This window comes from Microbulbifer sp., assembly GCF_051659245.1.
Taxonomy (GTDB): Bacteria; Pseudomonadota; Gammaproteobacteria; order Pseudomonadales; family Cellvibrionaceae; genus Microbulbifer.
This window is the reverse complement of the sequence record NZ_JBOFOC010000062.1, coordinates 1-20,799: the sequence shown is the minus strand read 5'-3', so window position 1 is coordinate 20,799 and position 20,799 is coordinate 1. Positions and strand designations below refer to the sequence as shown.

At 57.9% G+C, this 20,799-nt stretch carries 14 protein-coding genes; 5 read left to right on the top strand and 9 right to left on the bottom strand.

The window, feature by feature from the left end; genetic code table 11:
• Positions 1-862: 862 nt before the first annotated feature.
• Entirely contained in the window at positions 863-2,041 is a 1,179-nt protein-coding gene (locus ACRC0P_RS06285; protein WP_438629011.1) for an amidohydrolase family protein, read from the bottom strand.
• 409 nt (positions 2,042-2,450) lie between these two features.
• Here ACRC0P_RS06285 and ACRC0P_RS06280 point away from each other — a divergent pair, with 409 nt between their 5' ends.
• Complete coding sequence (locus tag ACRC0P_RS06280; protein ID WP_438629009.1) at positions 2,451-2,741, top strand: hypothetical protein; 291 nt, start codon at positions 2,451-2,453, stop codon at positions 2,739-2,741.
• Positions 2,742-3,364: 623 nt separating this feature from the next.
• On the opposite strand, the gene ACRC0P_RS06275 is transcribed toward ACRC0P_RS06280, so the two are convergent.
• The 6 genes from ACRC0P_RS06275 to ACRC0P_RS06250 all read right to left on the bottom strand — a co-directional run bounded on the left by ACRC0P_RS06275 (position 3,365) and on the right by ACRC0P_RS06250 (position 12,283).
• Entirely contained in the window at positions 3,365-3,793 is a 429-nt protein-coding gene (locus ACRC0P_RS06275; protein WP_438629007.1) for a hypothetical protein, read from the bottom strand.
• Positions 3,794-4,418: 625 nt separating this feature from the next.
• The gene (locus tag ACRC0P_RS06270) at positions 4,419-7,265 is read right to left on the bottom strand and encodes an ExeM/NucH family extracellular endonuclease (protein WP_438629005.1); all 2,847 of its coding nucleotides are present in this window, start codon (positions 7,263-7,265) and stop codon (positions 4,419-4,421) included.
• 311 nt (positions 7,266-7,576) lie between these two features.
• The gene (gene msrA / locus ACRC0P_RS06265; protein WP_438629003.1) at positions 7,577-8,158 is read right to left on the bottom strand and encodes a peptide-methionine (S)-S-oxide reductase MsrA; all 582 of its coding nucleotides are present in this window, start codon (positions 8,156-8,158) and stop codon (positions 7,577-7,579) included.
• Positions 8,159-8,233: 75 nt separating this feature from the next.
• The gene (locus ACRC0P_RS06260; RefSeq protein ID WP_438629001.1) at positions 8,234-9,403 is read right to left on the bottom strand and encodes an iron-containing alcohol dehydrogenase; all 1,170 of its coding nucleotides are present in this window, start codon (positions 9,401-9,403) and stop codon (positions 8,234-8,236) included.
• Positions 9,400-10,788 carry an aldehyde dehydrogenase family protein gene (locus ACRC0P_RS06255; protein WP_438628999.1) on the bottom strand — a complete coding sequence of 463 codons (1,389 nt, stop codon included), beginning with the start codon at positions 10,786-10,788 and terminating at the stop codon, positions 9,400-9,402. The genes ACRC0P_RS06260 and ACRC0P_RS06255 overlap by 4 nt, the downstream gene beginning before the upstream one ends.
• A gap of 121 nt (positions 10,789-10,909) precedes the next feature.
• Positions 10,910-12,283 (bottom strand): glutamine synthetase family protein, encoded by a 1,374-nt coding sequence (locus ACRC0P_RS06250; RefSeq protein WP_438628997.1) that lies wholly within the window; start codon positions 12,281-12,283, stop codon positions 10,910-10,912.
• Between the two features lie 143 nt (positions 12,284-12,426).
• Here ACRC0P_RS06250 and ppa point away from each other — a divergent pair, with 143 nt between their 5' ends.
• The gene (gene ppa, locus ACRC0P_RS06245; protein WP_438628995.1) at positions 12,427-12,963 is read left to right on the top strand and encodes an inorganic diphosphatase; all 537 of its coding nucleotides are present in this window, start codon (positions 12,427-12,429) and stop codon (positions 12,961-12,963) included.
• 796 nt (positions 12,964-13,759) lie between these two features.
• Positions 13,760-14,773 (top strand): helix-turn-helix domain-containing protein, encoded by a 1,014-nt coding sequence (locus tag ACRC0P_RS06240; protein ID WP_438628993.1) that lies wholly within the window; start codon positions 13,760-13,762, stop codon positions 14,771-14,773.
• Between the two features lie 309 nt (positions 14,774-15,082).
• Here ACRC0P_RS06240 and ACRC0P_RS06235 read toward each other — a convergent pair whose 3' ends face one another.
• Entirely contained in the window at positions 15,083-15,355 is a 273-nt protein-coding gene (locus ACRC0P_RS06235) for a hypothetical protein (protein ID WP_438628991.1), read from the bottom strand.
• 67 nt (positions 15,356-15,422) lie between these two features.
• On the opposite strand from ACRC0P_RS06235, the gene ACRC0P_RS06230 reads away from it, so the two are divergent.
• Positions 15,423-17,384, top strand: a complete 1,962-nt coding sequence (locus ACRC0P_RS06230) for a hypothetical protein (protein WP_438628989.1) — start codon at positions 15,423-15,425, stop codon at positions 17,382-17,384.
• A gap of 276 nt (positions 17,385-17,660) precedes the next feature.
• Here ACRC0P_RS06230 and ACRC0P_RS06225 read toward each other — a convergent pair whose 3' ends face one another.
• On the bottom strand, positions 17,661-19,256 hold the full coding sequence (locus tag ACRC0P_RS06225; RefSeq protein ID WP_438628987.1) for a sodium:solute symporter: 1,596 nt from the start codon (positions 19,254-19,256) through the stop codon (positions 17,661-17,663).
• Positions 19,257-19,517: 261 nt separating this feature from the next.
• Here ACRC0P_RS06225 and ACRC0P_RS06220 point away from each other — a divergent pair, with 261 nt between their 5' ends.
• Positions 19,518-20,732, top strand: a complete 1,215-nt coding sequence (locus tag ACRC0P_RS06220) for an ROK family transcriptional regulator (RefSeq protein ID WP_438628985.1) — start codon at positions 19,518-19,520, stop codon at positions 20,730-20,732.
• Positions 20,733-20,799: the final 67 nt, after the last annotated feature.

Here is a 20,799-nt window from a genome sequence, read left to right as displayed (position 1 = left end):
CCGCTATTGACGAAATCACGCGATAAGGCACGGGAACTCGTTAGGAGACATGGACACCCCAAAAAGCAGAGAATGGCGACGGCTGCGTAAAAATGTTCCGCAAATTCAAACACTTGCGCTTAAGTCAGCGCCATTCAGGTCAGGCCTGAATGGCACTTACTTAAGCCGTTTCCGGCTCCCGTAGGGCGGATAAGCGAAGCGCATCCGCCGCCCCAGGCCTTGTAACTGGTGGATGCGCTTCGCTTATCCACCCTACAAATAAGGCCATTTGCGCTTAAGTTAGTGCCATTCAGGTCAGGCCTTACATTTTATACTGGCGCTCTTCCGGGAATGTCAAATGTAAGGCCTGCCCTCTTGACCTGGTTTTAATGACTTGGTTTTAACGCTTTTTTTAAAAGGCGCGACGTCAGGAGCGTCCTTTTGAAAAACTTGTTAACTCTTACTAGAAACACTGGAGTATTAACCAGCTATTATCAAATTGATTAATTTTAGATTTTTGGAGTTTTTCTACAGCCTCAACGCCGTGCACAGGGGAGATGAAAGTAGTGCGCGTAGCGCGTTGCGTTTAGCTTCCCCTGCTGCACTTGGTTAGGCATGCTTATCGGACACTATTGTTTCTGCTCGTGCCTTGAGGGCTTGATTCATTTCTTCGAATCCACGCTTGGTATCACGCTCCAGGGTAGCACGCAGTAGCCCAACGAGAAGGCCGCTGAACCTTTCGCTCTGTTCGAATCGGACTTTGGTTTCTGATAACTTCTCGATAATAAAACAGTGTTCCCCATCGAATATGCCCGGGACGATTAACCGCCCGAGCCAGCGGAAAGTGATCTCCGGTGTCACCCCGCTGACACGAAAACCGGCATCATTCGATCCAGTGCGGACGCGTCCGACCTCTATGCCGAGAACAGCTTTCCTTTATGCCGAACAGCTTTTCCGCATTCCGGAACGCAATTTTTTCCTTGGCTTTACGGGGCAGATTCACTGCCCGAAACCAGTCGGTTTGTTGCTTCATGTCAGCAAACGGGTAATCGGTTGCAAACATTACTCGATCGACACTGATGTACTTCAACAGAAGATAAAGCAGATCACTCCGGGGAAATGCGCTGGTTGTAAACCAGAAATTGTCTTTGAAGTATTGCCCGATCGGCTTTTCTAGTGAATGTTCGGTCGCCTCGCCCAAATCTTCCATGATACGCTCGAAGTAAAACGGGAAGCCCTCTCCCATGTGGCCGATAATGATCTTCAGCTTAGGGAATCTGTCGAACGACCCAGTCATGATCATTCGAAGGGATTGCGTAAGGACTTCTTGGTGCCATCCATATCCAGAACCACTGAAAATGTAGTCCTGGTATTCATCGTTATATCCTGGCCGCGTAATGCGGTAGTAAAGATCGAAAACCTCTTTGGGTGGGAAGCCTGGATGCAGGTATATCGGCACTCCAAGGGCTTCGGCACGCGCCAACACGGGCTCGAAATCGGGATGATCGAGGAATTTATTTCCAATGATTCCATTGGTCATAGCTCCCACAAAGCCATCTTCCCGAACGGCGCGTTCCAGTTCGTCCGCTGATGCATATGGGTCCTGCAACGGCAAAGTTGCAAATGCCTGGAACCGTCCCGGATAGTTGACCATCGGGCCATCGGCAATCGTCTTATTGAGACGATACGCAAAATCGATGCCCTCCCAACCGGGGACGTTCTGCACGCCTGGCGTATGTACGGATAGGATTTGTACGTTGAGCCCGGCATCATCCATTGCGGCAATGCGACCCGAGCCTATTTCGGAAAGACCAAGTGACTTGAGGAACTCCACGTGATCATCGTTAATGGCGATCTGCGCGATCAGTTCGTCGGTGGAATAGGTCTCTTCCGTGCCGATAAATCGCAGGTCCTGGTCTCGCCACGCGATGTCCGAAGGCTCTGCAGCGGCGGCATTGGAGATAACGGCGGGTGCGGACAATCCGGCACCAATACCAAGTGCAGTTGCGCCACTTAGAAACTTGCGGCGCTCCATCAAAAGGGGCTTATTCTTATTACTCATATAGCTAATCCTCCAACAGGATACACAGTATGTAGCCGGTAGGTTAACACCGCCAATGTGACTATAATGTCGCTGACACAGGTTTTAGTGCGCCAACCAGAGAGGTTACGAGCTGTTTTTCACCTGCGCCGTCAAAGAAATCAATCCAGACGCCTAGTTTCTTGATCAAACTTGTGTTGCCAGCCGCAGGTTGGTGTCGATGCAGTGTGTGGTTCCACTTACGGAACAACGAATAACGGCGGGCACTGGAGAGATATGCTCGGTCATGTGATCAATCAATATGACAAAGCGGTTCTGAGTTGTGAATACACCAACGAGAGATGCGATTTAATTAACTCGATCATGCGCGGTTTGCCCAATGGCATGGGGTGGGGCACCTTTTTATGGGAGCCTGTTGTTTACCCGAGTAATGCAAGACACCGGTTATTTGACCGCGATGATGGGGCCAGACTACCTGATGCTTGTCGAATGGACAGGACGAGTTATCAGAGAGGACAAGCGCGGAGCTATCCCCACGCATCTACCCGGTATTCTCCAACGCCTCAATATCGACCCAGAAAATTGGTTTACCCTTACTACTGAATTTGAGCGAAAAACCCAGAGCTTTGTCGGTGAGCGGATCAAATCCGCCAAGCCGCCGGCATACTTGGCTATCGAAAGCCACCAGGTATATCCACCGCGAAAAACACTGTTCGCTTAAACGAGCGCTCCAACCTTATTCTGCAAATGTTCGCCGAATACCGAACCTGGTAGGATCTGTCACGCATAAAATCTACGAATTTGGCGAGAAATATAACCTCTAGCAACTAAAGTACATCTACTGCTATAGCCGAGCGAATTTTTTGAGGACCAGACAGGATCTGGTTTTCATCTTTTAAACAATGCCTGTCTCGGGTTTGCTTTTGTTGCCGTGCTTGGCCTGGTTATGTGTCTGAGACATTGCTAGATCTTCCCGACTAAGTAAAGCGCTGAGAATAGGAGAGTCAATAAACCAACTACACTACACCAGAAACCGGTATTCCGCGTTCCGTACTCTTCGAGATATATCACTTGAGAAGAAGACGGGTACTTCCCCAAGGTGATTAACTTGCAGATCGGCCAGCCAACCCAGTAGCTAATTGTTCCGAAGAAGATCTCTGCGAGAATATATCCGACTCCTCAAAAAAACCCTTTCCCTACTTCTTCAACTAGATCATCCATAAATTTTCTCTTGAGTACATATAACGTTGCCAGCAGAGGCGGGCTACGCTGCTTATGCGCGCAGCGCATAGCGTAGGCCGTCCTGCGGAGGCGCGTAGCGCCGGAGCGTACTGCCTGGCCTGGTTATGTGCGCTCACTGACCAGGTCCGATAGCTTAAATAGGTGTGGTAACGGCCCACACATAGTAACAGGCTCACCCTCCTTCGGAGGTAAATCGTATTTTACTGAAACTTTTGCATCTGCTAGAAATTTTTCGCTTATATATACGTGCGATATTTTATACTGGCTTGCATCTATCCCGCCAAAATTCTCTTCTGCAGGCCGCATCATAAGATCTGTCGAAATATAGTTTTCATCACTATCTTCGACATGCAACATTACATAGGAAACTGGGATCCCCTTGTGTTCATTGGGATAGTAAATAGTTACACCTTCCTCATAAGATTGATCCCATCTTTCAGCCAAAACTTTAGGCTTGCCCTTGCCTTCTTCACTACAGGAAGCCGCGAAAGGAATATTAATCAGTATCAGAAAAGTGAAAAGTAATCTCATTCTTCTTTTCTCACATAACAGTTAATTCAAAAGACCCTGCCATATATCTACCTGCTCTCTATCTGCGACCTCTTCCAAATCTTCTTAACGGTAAAATCCTGACAAAACAAACAGTTAAACTAAATAGCCGGATTTTTCAACAAATAGATAGTGCAGCCCAGCTTTATATTTCCCCCTTAGAGACGCTTTTGATCATATTGGGGACTCCTTAAAAGTCAATGATTTAGGGAGCGTTTTCTGTAGATAGACGAAGCCGCTGCTGAATTCAGCTATTGGCATGTGGCGATACAACGAGATGGGAGAGACGGAAATAGAAGATTTCCTGAGTTTCCGCGCATCGCAGCGCTTTTGCTCTACCAATACGCAGCGTATAGCTGCTCAATGCGCTTATATATCTTTTCAAGCGCTTCCTCGGCATAGATATCAATCTGCTTGATTTCAACCTCGTCGAGCAGCATCGGGCTGCCTGCCGGTGGTTTACAGTCGGGAGGAGAAAAAGCGATTCTCGCTCAAAAGATCCACAATACCGAGTGGCGGTTTGAAGAGCGGGTTACTGAGTTAAGGCCCTCTCCGCCGGCCCCTCTCCCGCAAGCGGGAGAGGGGTGCATAAAAAGAATTAGAGCAACTACCAGGCCCTACCGATGGCAACCCTGCGGCTTGCGCTGTCCTTGCGTCCCGCGCCGTCGCTTACAGTCAGGGTAATCTTGTAACTACCCTTGCGGCCGTAGCGGTGCCAGGCATTTGGCTGCTGCGCCTCGCTGCCGTCTCCAAAATCCCAGTGGTAGCTGAGCTCGCCGTCACCGTCGTAGCGGCTGCGGTCGAACACCCATACCCAGTTGAAAAATCGCCACAGGAAAAAGCGGGCCTGGGGTCCGCTGCTGTCTTCCACCAGCAGTTCCCGCTGCGTGTTGGACTTGGCACCAAGGTCATCTTCTACCTGCAGGGTTACGAAGTAGGTGCCGCCCTGTTGATAACGATGGCTGGGGTTCTGCTCGGTGCTCGAATGACCGTCACCGAAGTCCCACAGCCAGCTAACAATACTGCCGTCACTATCGCTGCTGGTGTCGGTGAAGTGAACGCGCTTGCCCTGCGCCTCCGTGATGAAATCCGCAACGGGCGCGGCATTGCCGCCGGTCAGGTCCAGCTCCACCACCAGCGGGTCGTGGTCGGATGCGCGGTAGGGGTCGGCGTTGTAGAGGGAATCCAGTTGGGCCGCGCTCTTGAACTCGGTGTTGTAGTCCAGTGTCCGCGGCTCGTCGGCGTTGATATGCCAGTCGGCGATGCCGGTGACCAGCGCTGCCAGGGCGGCGTTGGCGAGAGCGTGGTCCAGGTAGCCGGCCTGCGCCTGGTACACGTAGGAGTGGGCCGCGTCCCCGTGGAAGCTGGCCAGCAGGTTGGTGTAGCCGGCGTCCTGCAGTGCGGTGATGGGGTTTTCCCGGGCGTAGCTGTTCAGGTCGCCGAGGATCAGAACGCTCCCGGTGCCTGTGCCGGTGGGATCGGCCGCGAGCCAGTCCGCCAGGGCGTCGGCGGCCTGGGTGCGGACCTGGTTCCAGCAGCCCTGGCCGTCGTTCTGGTCGTCGTTGAGGCTGCCGTCGCCGGGGCAACTGCCCTTGGATTTGAAGTGGTTGATCGCCACCGCCAGGGATTCGCCGCTGGCCAGTTCGGTAAAGGCCTGCAGCAGCGGCTGGCGGTTCAAGTCGTCGAAGGGGTAGCTGTCCAGGGTGGCGGCGGTGCCCAGGGGTTGCACCCGGTCGCTGCGGTAGATGATGCCCACGGTGATTTCGTCGCTGCCCAATTGCACCAGACCCGGGTCCACAAAGGCGTAGGCCCGGCTGCCGGCGGCGGCGTTGAGGCCGTTGACCAGGTCCTGGATGGCGCTGTCCGGGCCGTAGCCGTCGTTCTCGATTTCCATCAGGCCGACAATATCCGCACCGGTGCCGCGGATGGCGGCGACGATCTTGTCGCGCTGGCGCTGGAATTCATCCAGGGTATCGGCGCCGCGTGAAGTGGGAAAACCGCCGCCCTGGCCATCGCCGTTGAAACTGCCAGAGCCATTAAAATAGTTGAGCACGTTGAAGCTGGCGACGCGCAGGCTGCCGGTGCCGGGCAGTGCTGGGGAAGTGGTGCGCGGCTCGACGTCGGCGAACTGCGGCGTTTCCACCGGGTGCACGCGATAGGCGTCGAAGCCGTAGCCGATCACGCCGCGCAGGCCGGTCAGGGTCGCGCCGGCACGCAAGCTGTTGTCGGCGCTGAGCCCCGGGGCCGGATAGGGGATGGCCTCCGGGTTCTGCACCGTGGAGCCGTCGTCGAGCAGTATGCGGTTGAGGTCGTTGGCGGCCTGCTGGGCCTGAGCCGCGGGCCCCGGCTCGGTGATGTGGGTGGGTACGTAGAGGCGGCCGGCTGAGAGATCGAGTTCGCCGTAGCGGCCCAGGTTGTAGTTGCCGCTGACCGTCAGCGTCTGTGCGAAGTGAACGAGCATCCCCTCGTAGCGCTCCGCGTGATCGGCGTCGACAAACGGCAGGCTCACTTCCGCGGCGGTGACGCTGTAGCCGCTGCCGCACACGGTGACACCATCCACCTGGTTGAGTTCGGTAAAATCGAAGTACTCGGTGACCTGGCCGCCGACGCGCACCAGGTCGCCCACGTTCACCTCCACACCGAAGCCATTGTCATAGACGAACAGGCCCTCGGAACTGGTATCCAGGCCGTCCTGGTCCACGTCCTCCTCCTGCAGGAAGAAGCCGCCCAGACCGCTGGCGGTATCCTGGAAATCTCCAATGACGACGGCTTCGATTACGTGGCGCTCGCCGGCGAGGGGGCTGGCGGCGCCGGTGCCCTGCACGGCGCTGATCAGGGTGGCGGGATCGCCGCATTGACCCAGCTCAGCGCTGCCGCCGCCGTTGCCGCCACCGCCGTTGTGGTGCCCCAGGTCATCGAGGTTGTCCTGGCCGGCGCTGGTCCACTCCAGGGAGGGGTCGAAGGCCCCGCTGCCGTCTGTGCGGCCTTCCAGCACCTCGCTGTTGCGGCGCAGGGTCTGGTTCCGGGTGCCGGTGGTGGAATTGCCCCACTGGCTGCCCGGGTCCACGCCGATCTGGCCGATCACATCCACAAATCCGACCGGGCCGACGAGGGCCACCGCGTCGTCGCCATTGAACAGGCTGCCGCCGAAGATCTGGTCGGCCGCGGCCAGTACCGCGGCGTCGGCGCTGGAGTGCGCGAGCACGAATACCTCGCTGTCGGCCAGGCTGCCGCTGAGGGTGATATTCTCACCGGGGGAGGTGGAGCCGTTGAAATAGACTTCCACCGTGTAATCGCCGAGGTCCACCGGGCTGCCGGTGCCGTTATAGATTTCCAGCGCCTTGTTGAAGCCGCTGCCCTCGATATATTCGGAGATAATCAGGTCGCCCGCCTGGACGCTGCCGGCCAGCACGGTGAGCCACAGCGCGAGCTGTGACACGATTGTGGTTTTCATCACATCTTTCCTTGTTGTTTGCAGTATGGAGGCCGCACAACTCCCGCGGCCGGGCCGGTCGCGACGGCGAACGGGATTTCCAGGCCGGCACCTTGCCAGAGGAAGTGTGATGAAAAGATGAAAGCCGCCGGGCTCCCCTACTATTTTGTGAACTACTTGCCTCAAACAGGGCCGTAGGGTGCGCCGCGCGCACCGAATACGGCTTGAGGCTTCGGCAAGACCTGGCCGGTGCGCACGGCGCACCCTACTCCAATTACAGATTCGTATTTTTGGGGGATGCAGTAGCATGGGCAAAGCGCAGCGTGCCCATCCTACCGCTCGCCCCACACTTCCTCGAGGCGCTGGTCGCGCCCGCAGCGGAAGCGGTAGTACTTGTAGCGGATGGGATTGCGCTGGTAGTAGTCCTGGTGATACTTCTCCGCGGGATAGAACTCACTGGCGGCGACGATTTCAGTGGCGATTTTTCCGTCGAGTTTTTCCGCCACTTTTTCTTTGCTGGCCTCCGCCAGTTTTTTCTCTTTCTCGTTGCCGTAGAAGATGGCGCTGCGGTACTGGCTGCCGCGGTCGCAGAACTGACCGCCTGCATCCAGCGGGTCCACGTTGCGCCAGAAGACTTGCAGCAGTTCTTTGTAGCCTATCTTGTCCGCGTCGTATTTCACCCGAACCACTTCCGCGTGGCCGGTGTTGCCGGCGGAAACCTGGTCGTAGCTGGGGTTTTTTACATGGCCGCCGCTGTAGCCGGAGGTGGTTTCCAGTACGCCTTCGAGCTTGTCGTAGGGCGGTTCCATGCACCAAAAGCAGCCGCCGGCAAAAATTGCTGTGCGGATATTGTCTTGGGCCAGGGTGGTGCTGGTGATAAAGGTTAACAACAGAGCGTATAGCCAGCGCATCATTTTTCCTCTTTGAGATGTGTGAGGCGGAGCTGGAGCCTTCTGCGCTCAACGGCAAACAGCTCCGCGGTCCCGGGGTCAGACTTCACCGCGCAGGGCGCGTTCGAATAATTGGCTGTACTGGGTGGCGCCGAGGTGGATCGGGTTGCCGGCCGCGGCGGCGTCCATTTCGGCCATGTGCCCTACCCTTTCGATATCCCCGTCGCCGATACCGATTTCCTCCAGGCTGTGGGGGATGCCGATTTCCGCGCGCAGGACCAGTACCCAGTTGAGGACGCCGTCGAAGCCGGGGCTGTCCAGGTTCAGGTAGCGCGCCAGTTTTTCCATCTGCGGCGCTATGGCTTCGCGATTTTCCCGCAGCACATAGGGCATCAGTATCGCGTTGAGCAGGCCGTGGTGTGCGTCGTAGAGCGCGCCCAGGGAATGCGACAGCGCGTGCATGGCGCCCAGGCCACGCTGGAAGGCGGTGGCGCCCATGCTGGAGGCCACCAGCATCTGCAGCCGGGCCTCCAGGTCGTAGCCGTCTGCCACCGCTCGCGGCAGGTGCTGTCGCACCAGGCCCATACTCTCCAGGGCGATGCCCTCGGCCATGGGGTGATACGACGGCGAGCAGAAGGCTTCCAGGCAGTGGGACAGCGCATCCATACCGGTGGCTGCGGTGAGTCCGGGCGGCAGGCCCAGGGTCAGTTCCGGATCGAGGATCACCAGCGCCGGCAGCATTTTCGGATGGAAGATAATGCGTTTGACCTGCGCCTCCTCATCGACGATCACCGAGGAGCGCCCCACTTCCGATCCGGTGCCGGCGGTGGTGGGCACCGCCACCACCGGTGCCATTCCGGCGGCGTCCACCCGCTGGAAATTGTCCCCGATATCCTCGAAATCCCACAGCGGCCGATGCTGCCCGGCCATCAGCGCGACGGCCTTGCCCGCGTCCAGCGCGGAGCCGCCGCCGAAGGCAATGACGCCGTCGTGCCCGCCGGCTTTGAAGACCGCTGTGCCGTCCGCCACATTCTGTCCACAGGGGTTGCCCTTGACGGCGGAAAAGAGCCCGGCTTTCAATCCGCGGTCGCGGCACAGGGTCAGGGCGTTTTCCACCATCGGCAGCGCAGCCAGCCCCGGATCGGTCACCAGCAGCGGCGCGGACACGCCCAAGTCGTCGCAGGCTGCCGCCAGTTCGGCGATACGGCCGGCGCCGACGCGCATGTCGGTGGGGTAGTTCCAATTCGCGTGAAATCGGGTGATGTTCATAATCGAATCTTTAAGTGGAAGGATTTAGGCCGGGTCAGGTGTTCGTAACCGATACTCGACAGGGTGCAGCCGCGCCCGGAGTTTTTCACTCCGCTCCAGGCCAGCGCCGGATCCAGATAATCGCAGCGGTTCAAAAATACCGTGCCCGATTCAATCCGGTCGCCCAGTGCTTCGGCCACCTCCAGGTCGCGGCTGAAAATCGCCGCGGTGAGGCCGTATTCGCTGTCGTTGATCAGCGCCAATGCCTCCTCGTCGTCGCGCACTTTCTGGATACCCACCACCGGGCCGAAGGATTCCTCGGCCATGACCCGCATGCCGGGCTGTACCTCCGTCAGTATCTGCGGTGCCAGGTAGGGGGTGCCGGGTTTATCCGCAGGGAAATCCATCGGGTCGATATGCGCGCTGGCGCCCTGGGTAATGGCCTCGTCTATCTGCCCGCGCACAAAATCCGCGGCTTCCGCGCGTACCAGCGGACCCAGGGTTGTTTCCGGATCGTCGGGGCGGCCCAGGCGGTATTGCTTCACCAGTGCGATCGCGCGCTCGACGAAATCCCCGTACAGCGCCTCGTGCACATAGAGGCGCTCTATGCCGCAGCAGGATTGCCCGGAATTGAAGAAGGCGCCGTCGACGGCGGTTTCCACCGCGTGCTGCAGGTCGGCATCGGCGCGCACATAGGCCGGGTCCTTGCCGCCCAGCTCCAGGCCGACGCCGATAAAACGCCCCGCCGCCGCGTACTCCATCGCGGCACCGACCTTTACCGAGCCGGTGAAGGAGAGGTGCTTGATTGCCGGGGACCGGACCAGCCGCTCTATATCCCCATGGCCCAGGTGCAAATACTGGAATACGCCCCGCGGCAGCCCCGCCTCGGCAAATGCCTCCACCATACGCTCGGCGGCCAGGGGCGTCTGCGCCGAGTGTTTGAGCAGTACTGCGTTGCCGGCCAGCAGCGCCGGCACCACCGCGTTTACCGCGGTGAGGTAGGGATAGTTCCAGGGCGCGATCACCAGTGCCACCCCCAGCGGTTCGCGGCGGATAAAGCGGACAATGCCGGGCTTTTCCGGCAGCCGGATATCGGCCAGGGCCGCTTCGGCGATATCCGCCATATAGGTGGCGCGCTCGGCGAAACCGCGGATTTCCGAGGGGGCCTGGCGGATGGGGCGGCCCATCATCCAGCAGAGCTCTTCGGCGAGTTGGCTTTCTTTGGCGGTGAAGTTTTTTATCGCGGCGCGGGTGATGGCGATGCGCTCTGTTAATGGGGTTTGTTTCCAGGCGGTTTGGGATTTTTGGGCGTTGTCCAGTGCGGTTTGGATTTCGTTTTGCGACGCAAGGGGACGCTCTGCGTAAATTGAATTATCTATCGGGGAGATGCATTGCAATGTATTCATGAGTGTTTCTCTGCCACGTTGGCGGGCCTGCGGCCCGCAAGCCGAGCTGGAGCTCGGCGTTCCCAGGGGCGGAGCTGGAGCCTTCAGCCTCGATAAATAGCTCCGCGGTCCCGGGTCCCAATCAAATAATTTCGAAATAGCGGTCCAGTTCCCAGTCGCTGACGTGGCGGCGGTATTCCCGCTCCTCCCACTCGCGGCTGGTGGCGAAGTGGTCCACGAATTCGTCGCCGAACAGTTCGCGTGCGGGTTTCGAGGCCTTGAAGCGCTGCGCGGCCTCCCACAGGGTGCGCGGCAGAGCCAGTTCCGGCGGGTGTTCCAGGGCATAGGCGTTGCCGGCCACCGCCTCGGTGGGTTCCCATTCGTGCATGACGCCGTAGAGGCCGGAGCCCAGGGCCGCGGCCAGGGCCAGGTAGGGATTGGCGTCCGCCGCGCCCAGGCGGTATTCCAGGCGCTGGGACTTGTCGCCGCCGGGGATGGCGCGCAGCGCGGTGGTGCGGTTCTCCATCCCCCAGGTGGCGTCGGTGGGCGCCCAGAAGCCGGGCACCAGGCGCCGGTAGCTGTTCACCGTGGGCGCCATCAGGCACAGAAATTCCGGCATCAGCCGCTGCTGGCCGGCGAGAAAATGGCGCTGCAGCGCACTCATCACCTGCGGCTGCTCCGGGTTGTAAAAGGCGGATTTGCCGGAATCAAGGTGGCGCAGGGAAAGGTGGATGTGTCCGCTCTGCCCCGGATACTGGCCGGACCATTTGGCCATAAAGGTGGCCATCAGGCCGTTGCGCTGGGCCAGCACCTTCATAAAGGTCTTGAACAGCGCCGCCTTGTCCGCCGCCGCCTCGGCACCGTCCACGGCGATAGCCGCCTCCAGCACCCCGGGGCCCGTCTCGGTGTGCAGCCCTTCCAGGGGGAAATCCATGCGCTCGCCCAGCTCCAGGATCTGCCGGTGCAGCTCCGCGTGCACCGAGTTGCGGATCACCGAGTAGCCGAACCAGTCCGGGGTGTAGGGCTTGAGATTGCGGAAGCCCTTCTCCCGCGCGGAATCCGGGGTTTCGTCGAACAGGAAGAATTCGTACTCCAGCGCCGCCAGGGGCTCAAAGCCCAGGGCCTGGCAGCGCTCTGTCACCCGGCTCAGGGTAGCGCGCGGGCAGACCGCCCGGGCGCCCCCATCGAATTCGGCCAGGAACAGCAACATGCCTTCCTCGAAGGGGATCTCGCGGCAGCTGTGCGACAGTATGCGCACCGGCGCGTCCGGGTAGCCGGTGTGCCAGCCGGTGTAGCGGGCGTTGTCGTAGAGCTGGTCCTTGACGTCCCAGCCCAGCACCACATCGCAGAAGGAGAAACCCTGCTCCAGCGCGGAGAGGAACTTGGCGCGGCTCATATACTTGCCGCGCATCACTCCGTCGTTGTCGAACAGGCCCACCTTGATGTGGCTGAGATTGCGCTCCTCGACGATGGCCCAGGCGTCGTCGAGTGTCTTTACCTCCCGTGGATTCAGCATCGATTCCCTCCGCCGCTATTGTCTTTATGGCTGGTTACAGGATAGTCCGAACCAAAGGATCTAAGGGCGCCGCTTTCAGCCTTATAAGACAAGGTTTATAATCCGCGCTCCCAATTTCGCCCATTTTTCAGTCAGGACCAGCAATGAGCTTCGACAAGATCCCCGCAGGCAAGGACCTGCCCAACGATATCAACGTCATCATCGAAATCCCCGCCAACCACGACCCGATCAAATACGAGGTGGATAAGGATTCGGACGCAGTATTCGTGGACCGCTTCGTGGCCACCCCCATGTTCTACCCGGCCAACTACGGCTATGTGCCCCAGACCCTGTCCGAAGACGGCGACCCCCTGGACGTGCTGGTGGTGGCCCCCTACCCGGTGATAGTGGGCTCGGTGATCCGCTCCCGGGTGGTCGGCGTGCTAAACATGACCGACGAGTCCGGCGTGGACGCCAAGCTGCTGGCGGTGCCCCACACCAAGCTGACCAAGCTGTACGACCACGTGCAGGAAATCGGCGACCTGCCGGAACTGCTGATCAAGCAGATCGAGCACTACTTCGAGAACTACAAGGCGCTGGAGCCCGGCAAGTGGGTGAAGGTGGACGGCTGGGCCGACGCCGAAGCGGCGCGCGCCGAGGTGCTGGCTTCCCGCGAGCGCTACCTGAAAGAAGAAGGCTGATCTTAACGATCAGCCGATTTGAAAAACCGGCCTCGTGCCGGTTTTTTCGTTTATGCAGGGCGTAGCCCGGATGGAGGCTCGCAGCGCCGGAATCCGGGATTCTGGTGCCGGGCCGCCCCCCATCCCGGATTCCGCTGCGCTCCATCCGGGCTACGCCTATTGATCCGGAACCCCGGAACCTGAGTAATAAACAGGCCTCGCGCCTAATGCCAGTCAGTTGAGCCAACTGACTGGCATTTTTCTTCTTTTCTAACCACCTACCCCTACATCCCCCTGCCATGCCAGCTCGCAACAATGCGAATCTGGCGATGCGCCAGAATTCCGGACTGAAGATTTTGAGGCGAAATAAGAGTGGTTTAAGCGCCCAGAGACCCGAAAGCGGTCACATACAGACGGACCCGGAAAAACGTGAGTCGACTCTCAAATTTCAACTTTAGGGGTTGCTCGGCGCCAAAATCAACAGTTAAAGTAATCAGTTACTGTCCTACGGTTTCATGTCAAGGTCCTTTGGCTCCATTTTTCTCTTTATGAGGCCGATCGAATAGGCTCCGCTTGCTTGACCAAAGGATACCGAGCCACCCCCTCCAGTACCTTCGGTGCGCCATTCGACGTGTCGAATCCGAAGCTTTCGGGAGGCGTTACATAACGCATGAAAAGGAAACACGCATGACCTGGATAAAGCGCACCTGCCTTCCTGGCCTACACCTGGCTTTCCTGCCCGCCTGCGGTGGCGGCGGTAGTAGTGCGACCTAATATACTGCGCATATTAAAATAACTTCATATCGAAGAGACCAGCATGCCTCGCAGCAAGGACTTTAAAAATGTTGTCCAGCAGAGAGTTAGAATAGACTCCGCGATTTCCTATATTCGACAAGAATACGATGGAAGGTTAGACGTCAACATTTTAAGTGAAATTTCACACTACTCTAAATTCCATTTTCAACGGCTATTCAGTGAAGTAACTGGAGAAACATGGTCGGAATACCTGCTAAGAATCCGACTTCTGAACGCGAGCAACAAGCTTATTCAAACTCAGGAAAAAATAAACGATATTGCTATCAGCTCTGGATTTATCACCCAGACTGGATTTTTAAAGGCCTTCAAGAAGCATTATTCCCTCACTCCAACCCAGTATAGACAAACCTACTATGGCGAAGAGCCTTTTTTTAATCAATTTCACGCAAATAGAATTTGCTCGAACACAAAAGAAGAGTTAGTGAATGTGATGCCCTGCAGAGCATTAGCAGCTTACTCTACAACAAATCTCAACGAGAAAACCGACCCCTCCGTTTGGGATGCGATTAAAAAACTTTGCAAATCATTAGATACGGCCTTCAATACCAGACCCCGACTCGAGCGCTTTGCTCTTTCATTCTCCGACATAAATAAAATTGAACACGCAAATAACCAAAAAAATTTCCTGGCAATGTTGCTGGTTGATGATATCCGAGAGGTGAAAAATTCAGCATTAAAACAGGTTGCCATTCAAGGTGGGGTTTATGCACGTTTTTTTCACCGGGGCCCTCTCTGTGAACATACAATAAATAAGATTCTTTACAACTGGCTTCCTCAAAGCGGCTACAAAATAGACACTAAACGACCGATGATAATGATGCCTGAGGGTGCCTTTTTAAAAGATGTCTATGAGCGATTTTTGGGTAGAGAACCAGATGGAAAAGTATACGTTTATCAAAGCCTTGGGCTGACTACGGAGCAGATTTCTCACTTCTGTTTGAGAATATACGTCCCACTATTAGCTGATTCCTTTACTGACCTCCAGTGGCAAGAGTTATCCAATATTGCGATATGAAGGCGCGTTTTTCATTAATAGCACTCCAGGAAGAACGTGCCTCGCAAATCTCTGATAAGTTTCCCGCCGAATTAACCTGAAGCTGGTGTTGGCTAGCAGCTCACACCAGTGTAAAGCTGGGCGTAAGCCAAAATTCAGGGCTGAAAGGTTGGAATTTTTACCGTGAATTCGGTCACATTCCAGCCTTTGCCCAACTCATTAGGTAAAGAGAACCCATTGTAGTTCCATTCTACCCTCCCCTTTTTTGTAGCCTGATTGTGCGGACTTCCCGCACTTCGATGAAAACGCACCCAGGGACTTAACAATGCTTCAACGACTCCTTATCCCGCTTCTTCTCACTTCCTCCCTACTCACCGCCTGTGGTGGCGGTGGTGGTGGTGGCAATGACGGTGGCAATAGCAATAGCAGTAGCAGCAGTAGCAGTAGCAGCAGTAGTAGCAGTAGCAGTAGCAGCAGTAGCAGTAGCAGCAGTAGCAGTAGCAGTAGCAGTAGCAGTAGCAGCAGTAGTAGCAGCAGTAGCAGCAGTAGTAGTAGCAGTAGCAGCAGTAGCAGCAGCAGTGGCGCACCCGCAGCCGTCGCCAAGGTCTCTTACCCGCCCCTCAATGCCAATCTCGCTGGATATGCCAGTACGACCACTGTCACCGGCATTATGGTCAAAGTAGACGCACTAGGTAACGAGACACCGGCCAGCGCTGAGGATACAAGCAGGCTGTCAGTCAACGATGTTTTCGCCACCTTCGACCTGGACGAGCCCCATCGATGGCGCGCCGAGGTTCCTGTTGACCCTCAGCTTGGCTCTCAGGAACTCAAGATAGTTTGGGAGGATGCTTCAGGAAATAGCGGGCAGATTTCGCAAGCTGTCGACAATCAGCCTATTCTTACTCGAACCGGCGGCAGTGCCGTGCTGGACAGCGCCAACAACCGCCTGCTGGTTACTGATACGGTTCGGGAGACACTGATAGCGATTGATCTTACCTCCGGCAAGCGCACCACCCTCTCCCGCGGTACAAATATAGATCCCTTTTCGCCCACTGACCTTGTACTGGACAGCGCCAATAACCGAGCGCTGGTTGGCAATAAGCAGTTTGTGGTGGCGGTAGATCTCGCGACAGGAGAGCGCACCACAGTCTCCGGCAATCTCATCGGCGCAGGCACCCAGTTTCAACAGGTCTCCGGCCTTACGCTGGACAGCGCCAATAACCGAGTGCTGGTTGTCGATTTAGCGCTGGACATTCTGTTCGCAGTGGATCTCGCCACTGGCGACCGGACTGTCATCTCAGATGCCGACAACCTCATCGGCGAAGGCCCGGCTTTTTCTGAAATCCTGCGCGTTGTGCTGGATAGTACCAATAATCGCGCGCTGGTCTTTGATTATGGGTTGAACGCTCTGCTGGCCGTGGATCTCGACAACGGCGACCGCACCATCCTCGCCGACAGTGAAACCGGCACCGGCAGCCTTCTTAAGTTTGCCAATGCCCTTGCGCTGGACAGTGCCAACAACCGGGTACTGGTCGTCGAACCCTTGTTGATGAGCTTAATAGCAGTCGACCTGGACACCGGCGACCGCACCATCCTCTCCGATAATGAAACCGGCACCGGCACGAATTTTAACGGACCCTTCACCCTTGCTCTGGACAGCGCCAATAACCGCGCACTGGTCCCGGATTACGGGACGGACCTACTCCTGTCGGTCGACCTCGATACAGGCAACCGCAGCATCCTTTCCGATGGCAGCACCGGCACCGGGGTGGATTTTGATTACCCCAGGAGCCTTGCGTTAGACAGCGTCAACAATCGCGCGTTGGTCATTGATTCGGGCCTGGGTGCACTCGTGCAGGTGAATCTCGACAACGGTGACCGCACCATCGTCTCCGGAAATGGCGTCGGCACCGGCACGGCTTTTGTTGGTCTCCCGGAGGACCTTGCGTTCGACCTCGGCAACCGCCGCACGTGGGTCATTGATTCGAGCCTGGATGCACTGATGGCGGTGGATATGAACACCGGCGACCGCACCATCGTCTCCGGGGAAGGGGCGGGCACCGGCACGGCTTTTGTCTTGCCCGTAGGCCTTGCGTTAGACAAGGACAACAATCGCGCGTTGGTCGCTGAGTGGTTCCAGAATGCGGTGATAGCAGTGGATCTCCAAACTGGCAATCGCACCACCCTCTCCAGCAATGAGGCCGGTACCGGCACATCTCTTGTCCGTCCTCGCAGGCTTGCGCTGGACAGCGCCAACAACCGCGCACTGGTTATTTGCGAGAGCGCAGTGGTGGCGGTAGACCTCGACACCGGCGACCGGACTCTCATCTCAAGCGATAGCACCGGCACCGGCATCGTGTTTGACGCACCTACAGGCATTGCGCTGGACAGCGCCAATAACCGGGCGCTGGTCACTGATAGTGGGATGAGTGCACTGGTGGCTGTCGATCTCACCAGCGGCAACCGCACCTTGGTCTCCCACCGAACTATCGGCACCGGCGTGGCTCTTGACGCTACCCGCAACCTTGCGCTCGACAGCGCCAACAACCTGGCGTTCGTCATCGATAGCGGAGCGAATGCGCTCATCGTCGTTGAACTGGAAACGGGAGAGCGGGCGATCAGCTCTCGATAATCTTTACGCGTGCGCGGGCATCCTGCCCGCGCATGCCGAGGAATATCGGCTTCTAACAAAAGCAATCCGCAGAATGCCGGTCAGTTAAGCCAACTGACTGGCATTTTTCTTTTCTGGCGGCGTACCGGTAGGGACCCTGCCTCACTTCTCAAAGACAGATCCGCGCTATTCCCACTGGCAGTACAAACTCGAATGCCATATCCGTACCCCCCGATTTCAAGCAATTCAATTGTCAGCGCTTTGATCACCGAAAGCTCCTGACCCGTTCACGACGGCCTACCAGAAGGCGCCGACAATCCCTGCGGTCAGCGCCAACAACAGCACCGACAGCACCCGGTAGTTTTTCCACACAGGCTGCCCCTGCAGTTCCCGGGTCTCCTCGGCGAAGCTCGCCGGATTCCAGGTAAACACCAGCGCGCTGTCCGCCGGCACCTGCGGGCTCAACTTGCTCGCCACCACCAGCACCAGGGCGCAGAACACAAACAGGGTCGGCGCCACATACAGGAAATGCAGGTTGAACAAGTCCCACACCTCATTGGCCAGGAACAGACCGATACCCGCAAGGGTTCCCACCACCAGGGTCACTATCGCCCCATGCGCATTGGCACCGCGCCAGAAAAAACCCACCAGGAACAGCGCCAGCACCGGCGGCACGGCGTAGGAGAGGATTTTCTGCAGGTACTTGAACAGCGAGCCGAAGTTTTCGATCTGGGGCGCCCAGGCCACCGCCAATACCATGAAAATAAAGGTCACCACCTGGCCCACGCGCATCAGCTGGTGTGCGTTCAGCGACGGACGGAGCGGTTTGACGAAATCCATGGTGATCAGCGTTGAGGCCGAGTTGAGGGTGGAGTCGATCTGCGACATCAGCGCGGCGATAAAACCGGCCAGCACCAGCCCCAGCAGGCCCACCGGCAGCAGGTCGAACATCAGCGTGGGATAGACCAGATCCGCCCGGGGCAGATCCGGATAGAGAAGAATGGCAAAGGTGCCCGGCAGTACCATGATGAACAGTACCGGCAGCTTCAGCAGGCCGGCGAAGAGCACGCCCCAGCGGCCGTGGTCCAGGTTCTTCGCCGAAAGCACCCGCTGCACCATGAACTGATTGGTGCACCAGAAGTAGAAGCCCAGCAGCGCCACGCCGGTGACCAGCCCCGGCCAGGGCACCCCGGCGTCGTCCGCCGGTCGGACCAGGCTGAGCTTGTCGGCCGAGACCTGGGCCAGCACATTCTCCCAGCCGCCGGCCTTGTCCAGTGCCAAAATGGTGATCACCACAGACCCGATCACCAGCAGCACCGCCTGGATGGTATCCGTGTACATCACCGCTGCCAGCCCGCCGCTGATGGTGTAGATACCCGCGACTATCGCCAGCAGGGCGACCATCTGCCAGATGGGGAAATCCGGGAAGATCAGTTTCAGCACCAGCGCGCCGGCGTAGAGGCTGCCGGCGGTGTCCACGACAATATTGAGAAAGATCGTCAACAGGGAAAAGTAGCGCCGCGCGCGGTAATCGAAGCGCCGCTCGAGCATTTCCGGCATGGTGTAAAGGCCGGTGCGCAGAATCACCGGCAGGAAGAACACCGCGAAAAATACCAGCACCACCGCCGCCATCCACTCGTAGTTGTAGACCGCGATGCCGCTGCTGTAGGCATCGCCCGCCAGGCCGATCAGCGTGGTACTGGAGATATTGGATGCAAAGAGGGACAGGCCGATAAACGGCCACAGCATGGCGCGGCCGGCGAGGAAATAGTCCTCTGCGTTGTCGTGTTTACGGCTCAGGTAGAGGCCAATGGCAATGGTGGCGACGAAGTAGACACCGACGATGGCAAGGTCAATGCCGTGCAGGCCCAGGTCCGCGGTATTCTCTATCATCTCGCTCAACTCTTTTATGGTTTCTTATGGTTATTCCACTGTGCGAGCGGCCACTGGCGCCGCCGCCTTATCGATTTCATTTTACAATAATAATTCACAGTGGTTTAATAAATCAATGGATTCCGGAGAGGATGAAAAACTCCCTCAATAACAACGAGTTACATTACGAAACGCCTGGATCAAACCGATTGAATGCGCTCCAGTCCACCCTTAAACTGAATTTTTGTGCGCACTGCGGCCAGACCACTGGGAGACTAAGGCATGAGCAGGGGAAGTAATTCCAGCGGTTTGCGCCGCTATAACGAGCGGGTGTTACTGGCAGCATTGCGGCAGCGGGGAACGGCATCCAAGTCGGAGCTGGCCCGTTCGGCCAACCTGACCGCCCAGGCGGTGACGAGGATCGTCGACGACCTGGAACAGGCCGGGCTGGTGCTGCGGGAAGGCCGCCGACTGGGCGGCAAGGGCCAGCCCTCCACACTCTACGCCCTCAATCCGAGTGGTGCCTACGCCATCGGCGTCAAGGTCGGGCGGCGCGGCGTCGAGGTGCTGCTGATGGATTTCGGCGGCCGGATACTGCACAAGCTGGAATATGAGCAGGAGATGCCTGGGCCGGAATTTGTCCTGGAGCATATCGAAAGTGGAATGGCGGACCTGATCGCGAAGCTCACCCCACAGGAAGCGCGTAAGCTGATGGGGGTCGGCGTGGCCATGCCCTGGTTTATGGGGGCCTGGAGCCGCGAGCTGGAAATAAGCCCCGAACGGGTGCGCGAGTGGGAGGAAGTCAACTTCGCCGAAGAACTGCAGGCGCGCACCAGCCTTCCGGTATTTTTCGAGAACGACTGTTCGGCGGCGGCAGCGGCCGAGCAGCAGTTCGGCGACGGGGAGGACAATTTCCTCTATGTCTACCTGGGGACCTTTATCGGCGGCGGACTGATACTGAACGGCAACCTGGAGCCGGGCGTGCACGGCAACGCCGGCGCCCTGGCCTCCATGCCGGTGCCCCGGTCCGGCCTGGATTCGGTACCGGCGCCGGCCGGTCCTTTCGATGCGCTCTACAACCGCGCGTCATTGTTCGGCCTGCGCCGGCACCTGAACGCCCACGGTATCGACCTGGCCTTTGTATCGGACCTGGAAACGGTAATGGATACCGCCCGCCCCCTGGTGCAGGAGTGGATGGAAGACTGCGCCGATGCGCTGGTGTTCGCGCTCTTGTCGGCGGTGGGCATTCTGGACCTGGAGGCCATCGTGATCGATGCGGTGCTGCCGCGTTACCTGTTGGACGAATTGGTGGACATGGTGTCGCGCCGCATTCGCCAGGCGGCTCAGGCGGACCTGTTCGTGCCGGCGATCCGCGCCGGAGCCCTGGGGGCGGACGCCGTAGCAGTGGGCGGTGCCATACTGCCCTTCTATTCGAATTTCGCACCGGATAAGACGGTGTTGTTAAAAGGCGGGGTGCCGGAGCGCGTGTCTGTGTAGGAGTCCCGAGTAGCCCCTCACGCTATGTAGGAGCGGGCCATGCCCGCGATCGCGGGCATGGCCCGCT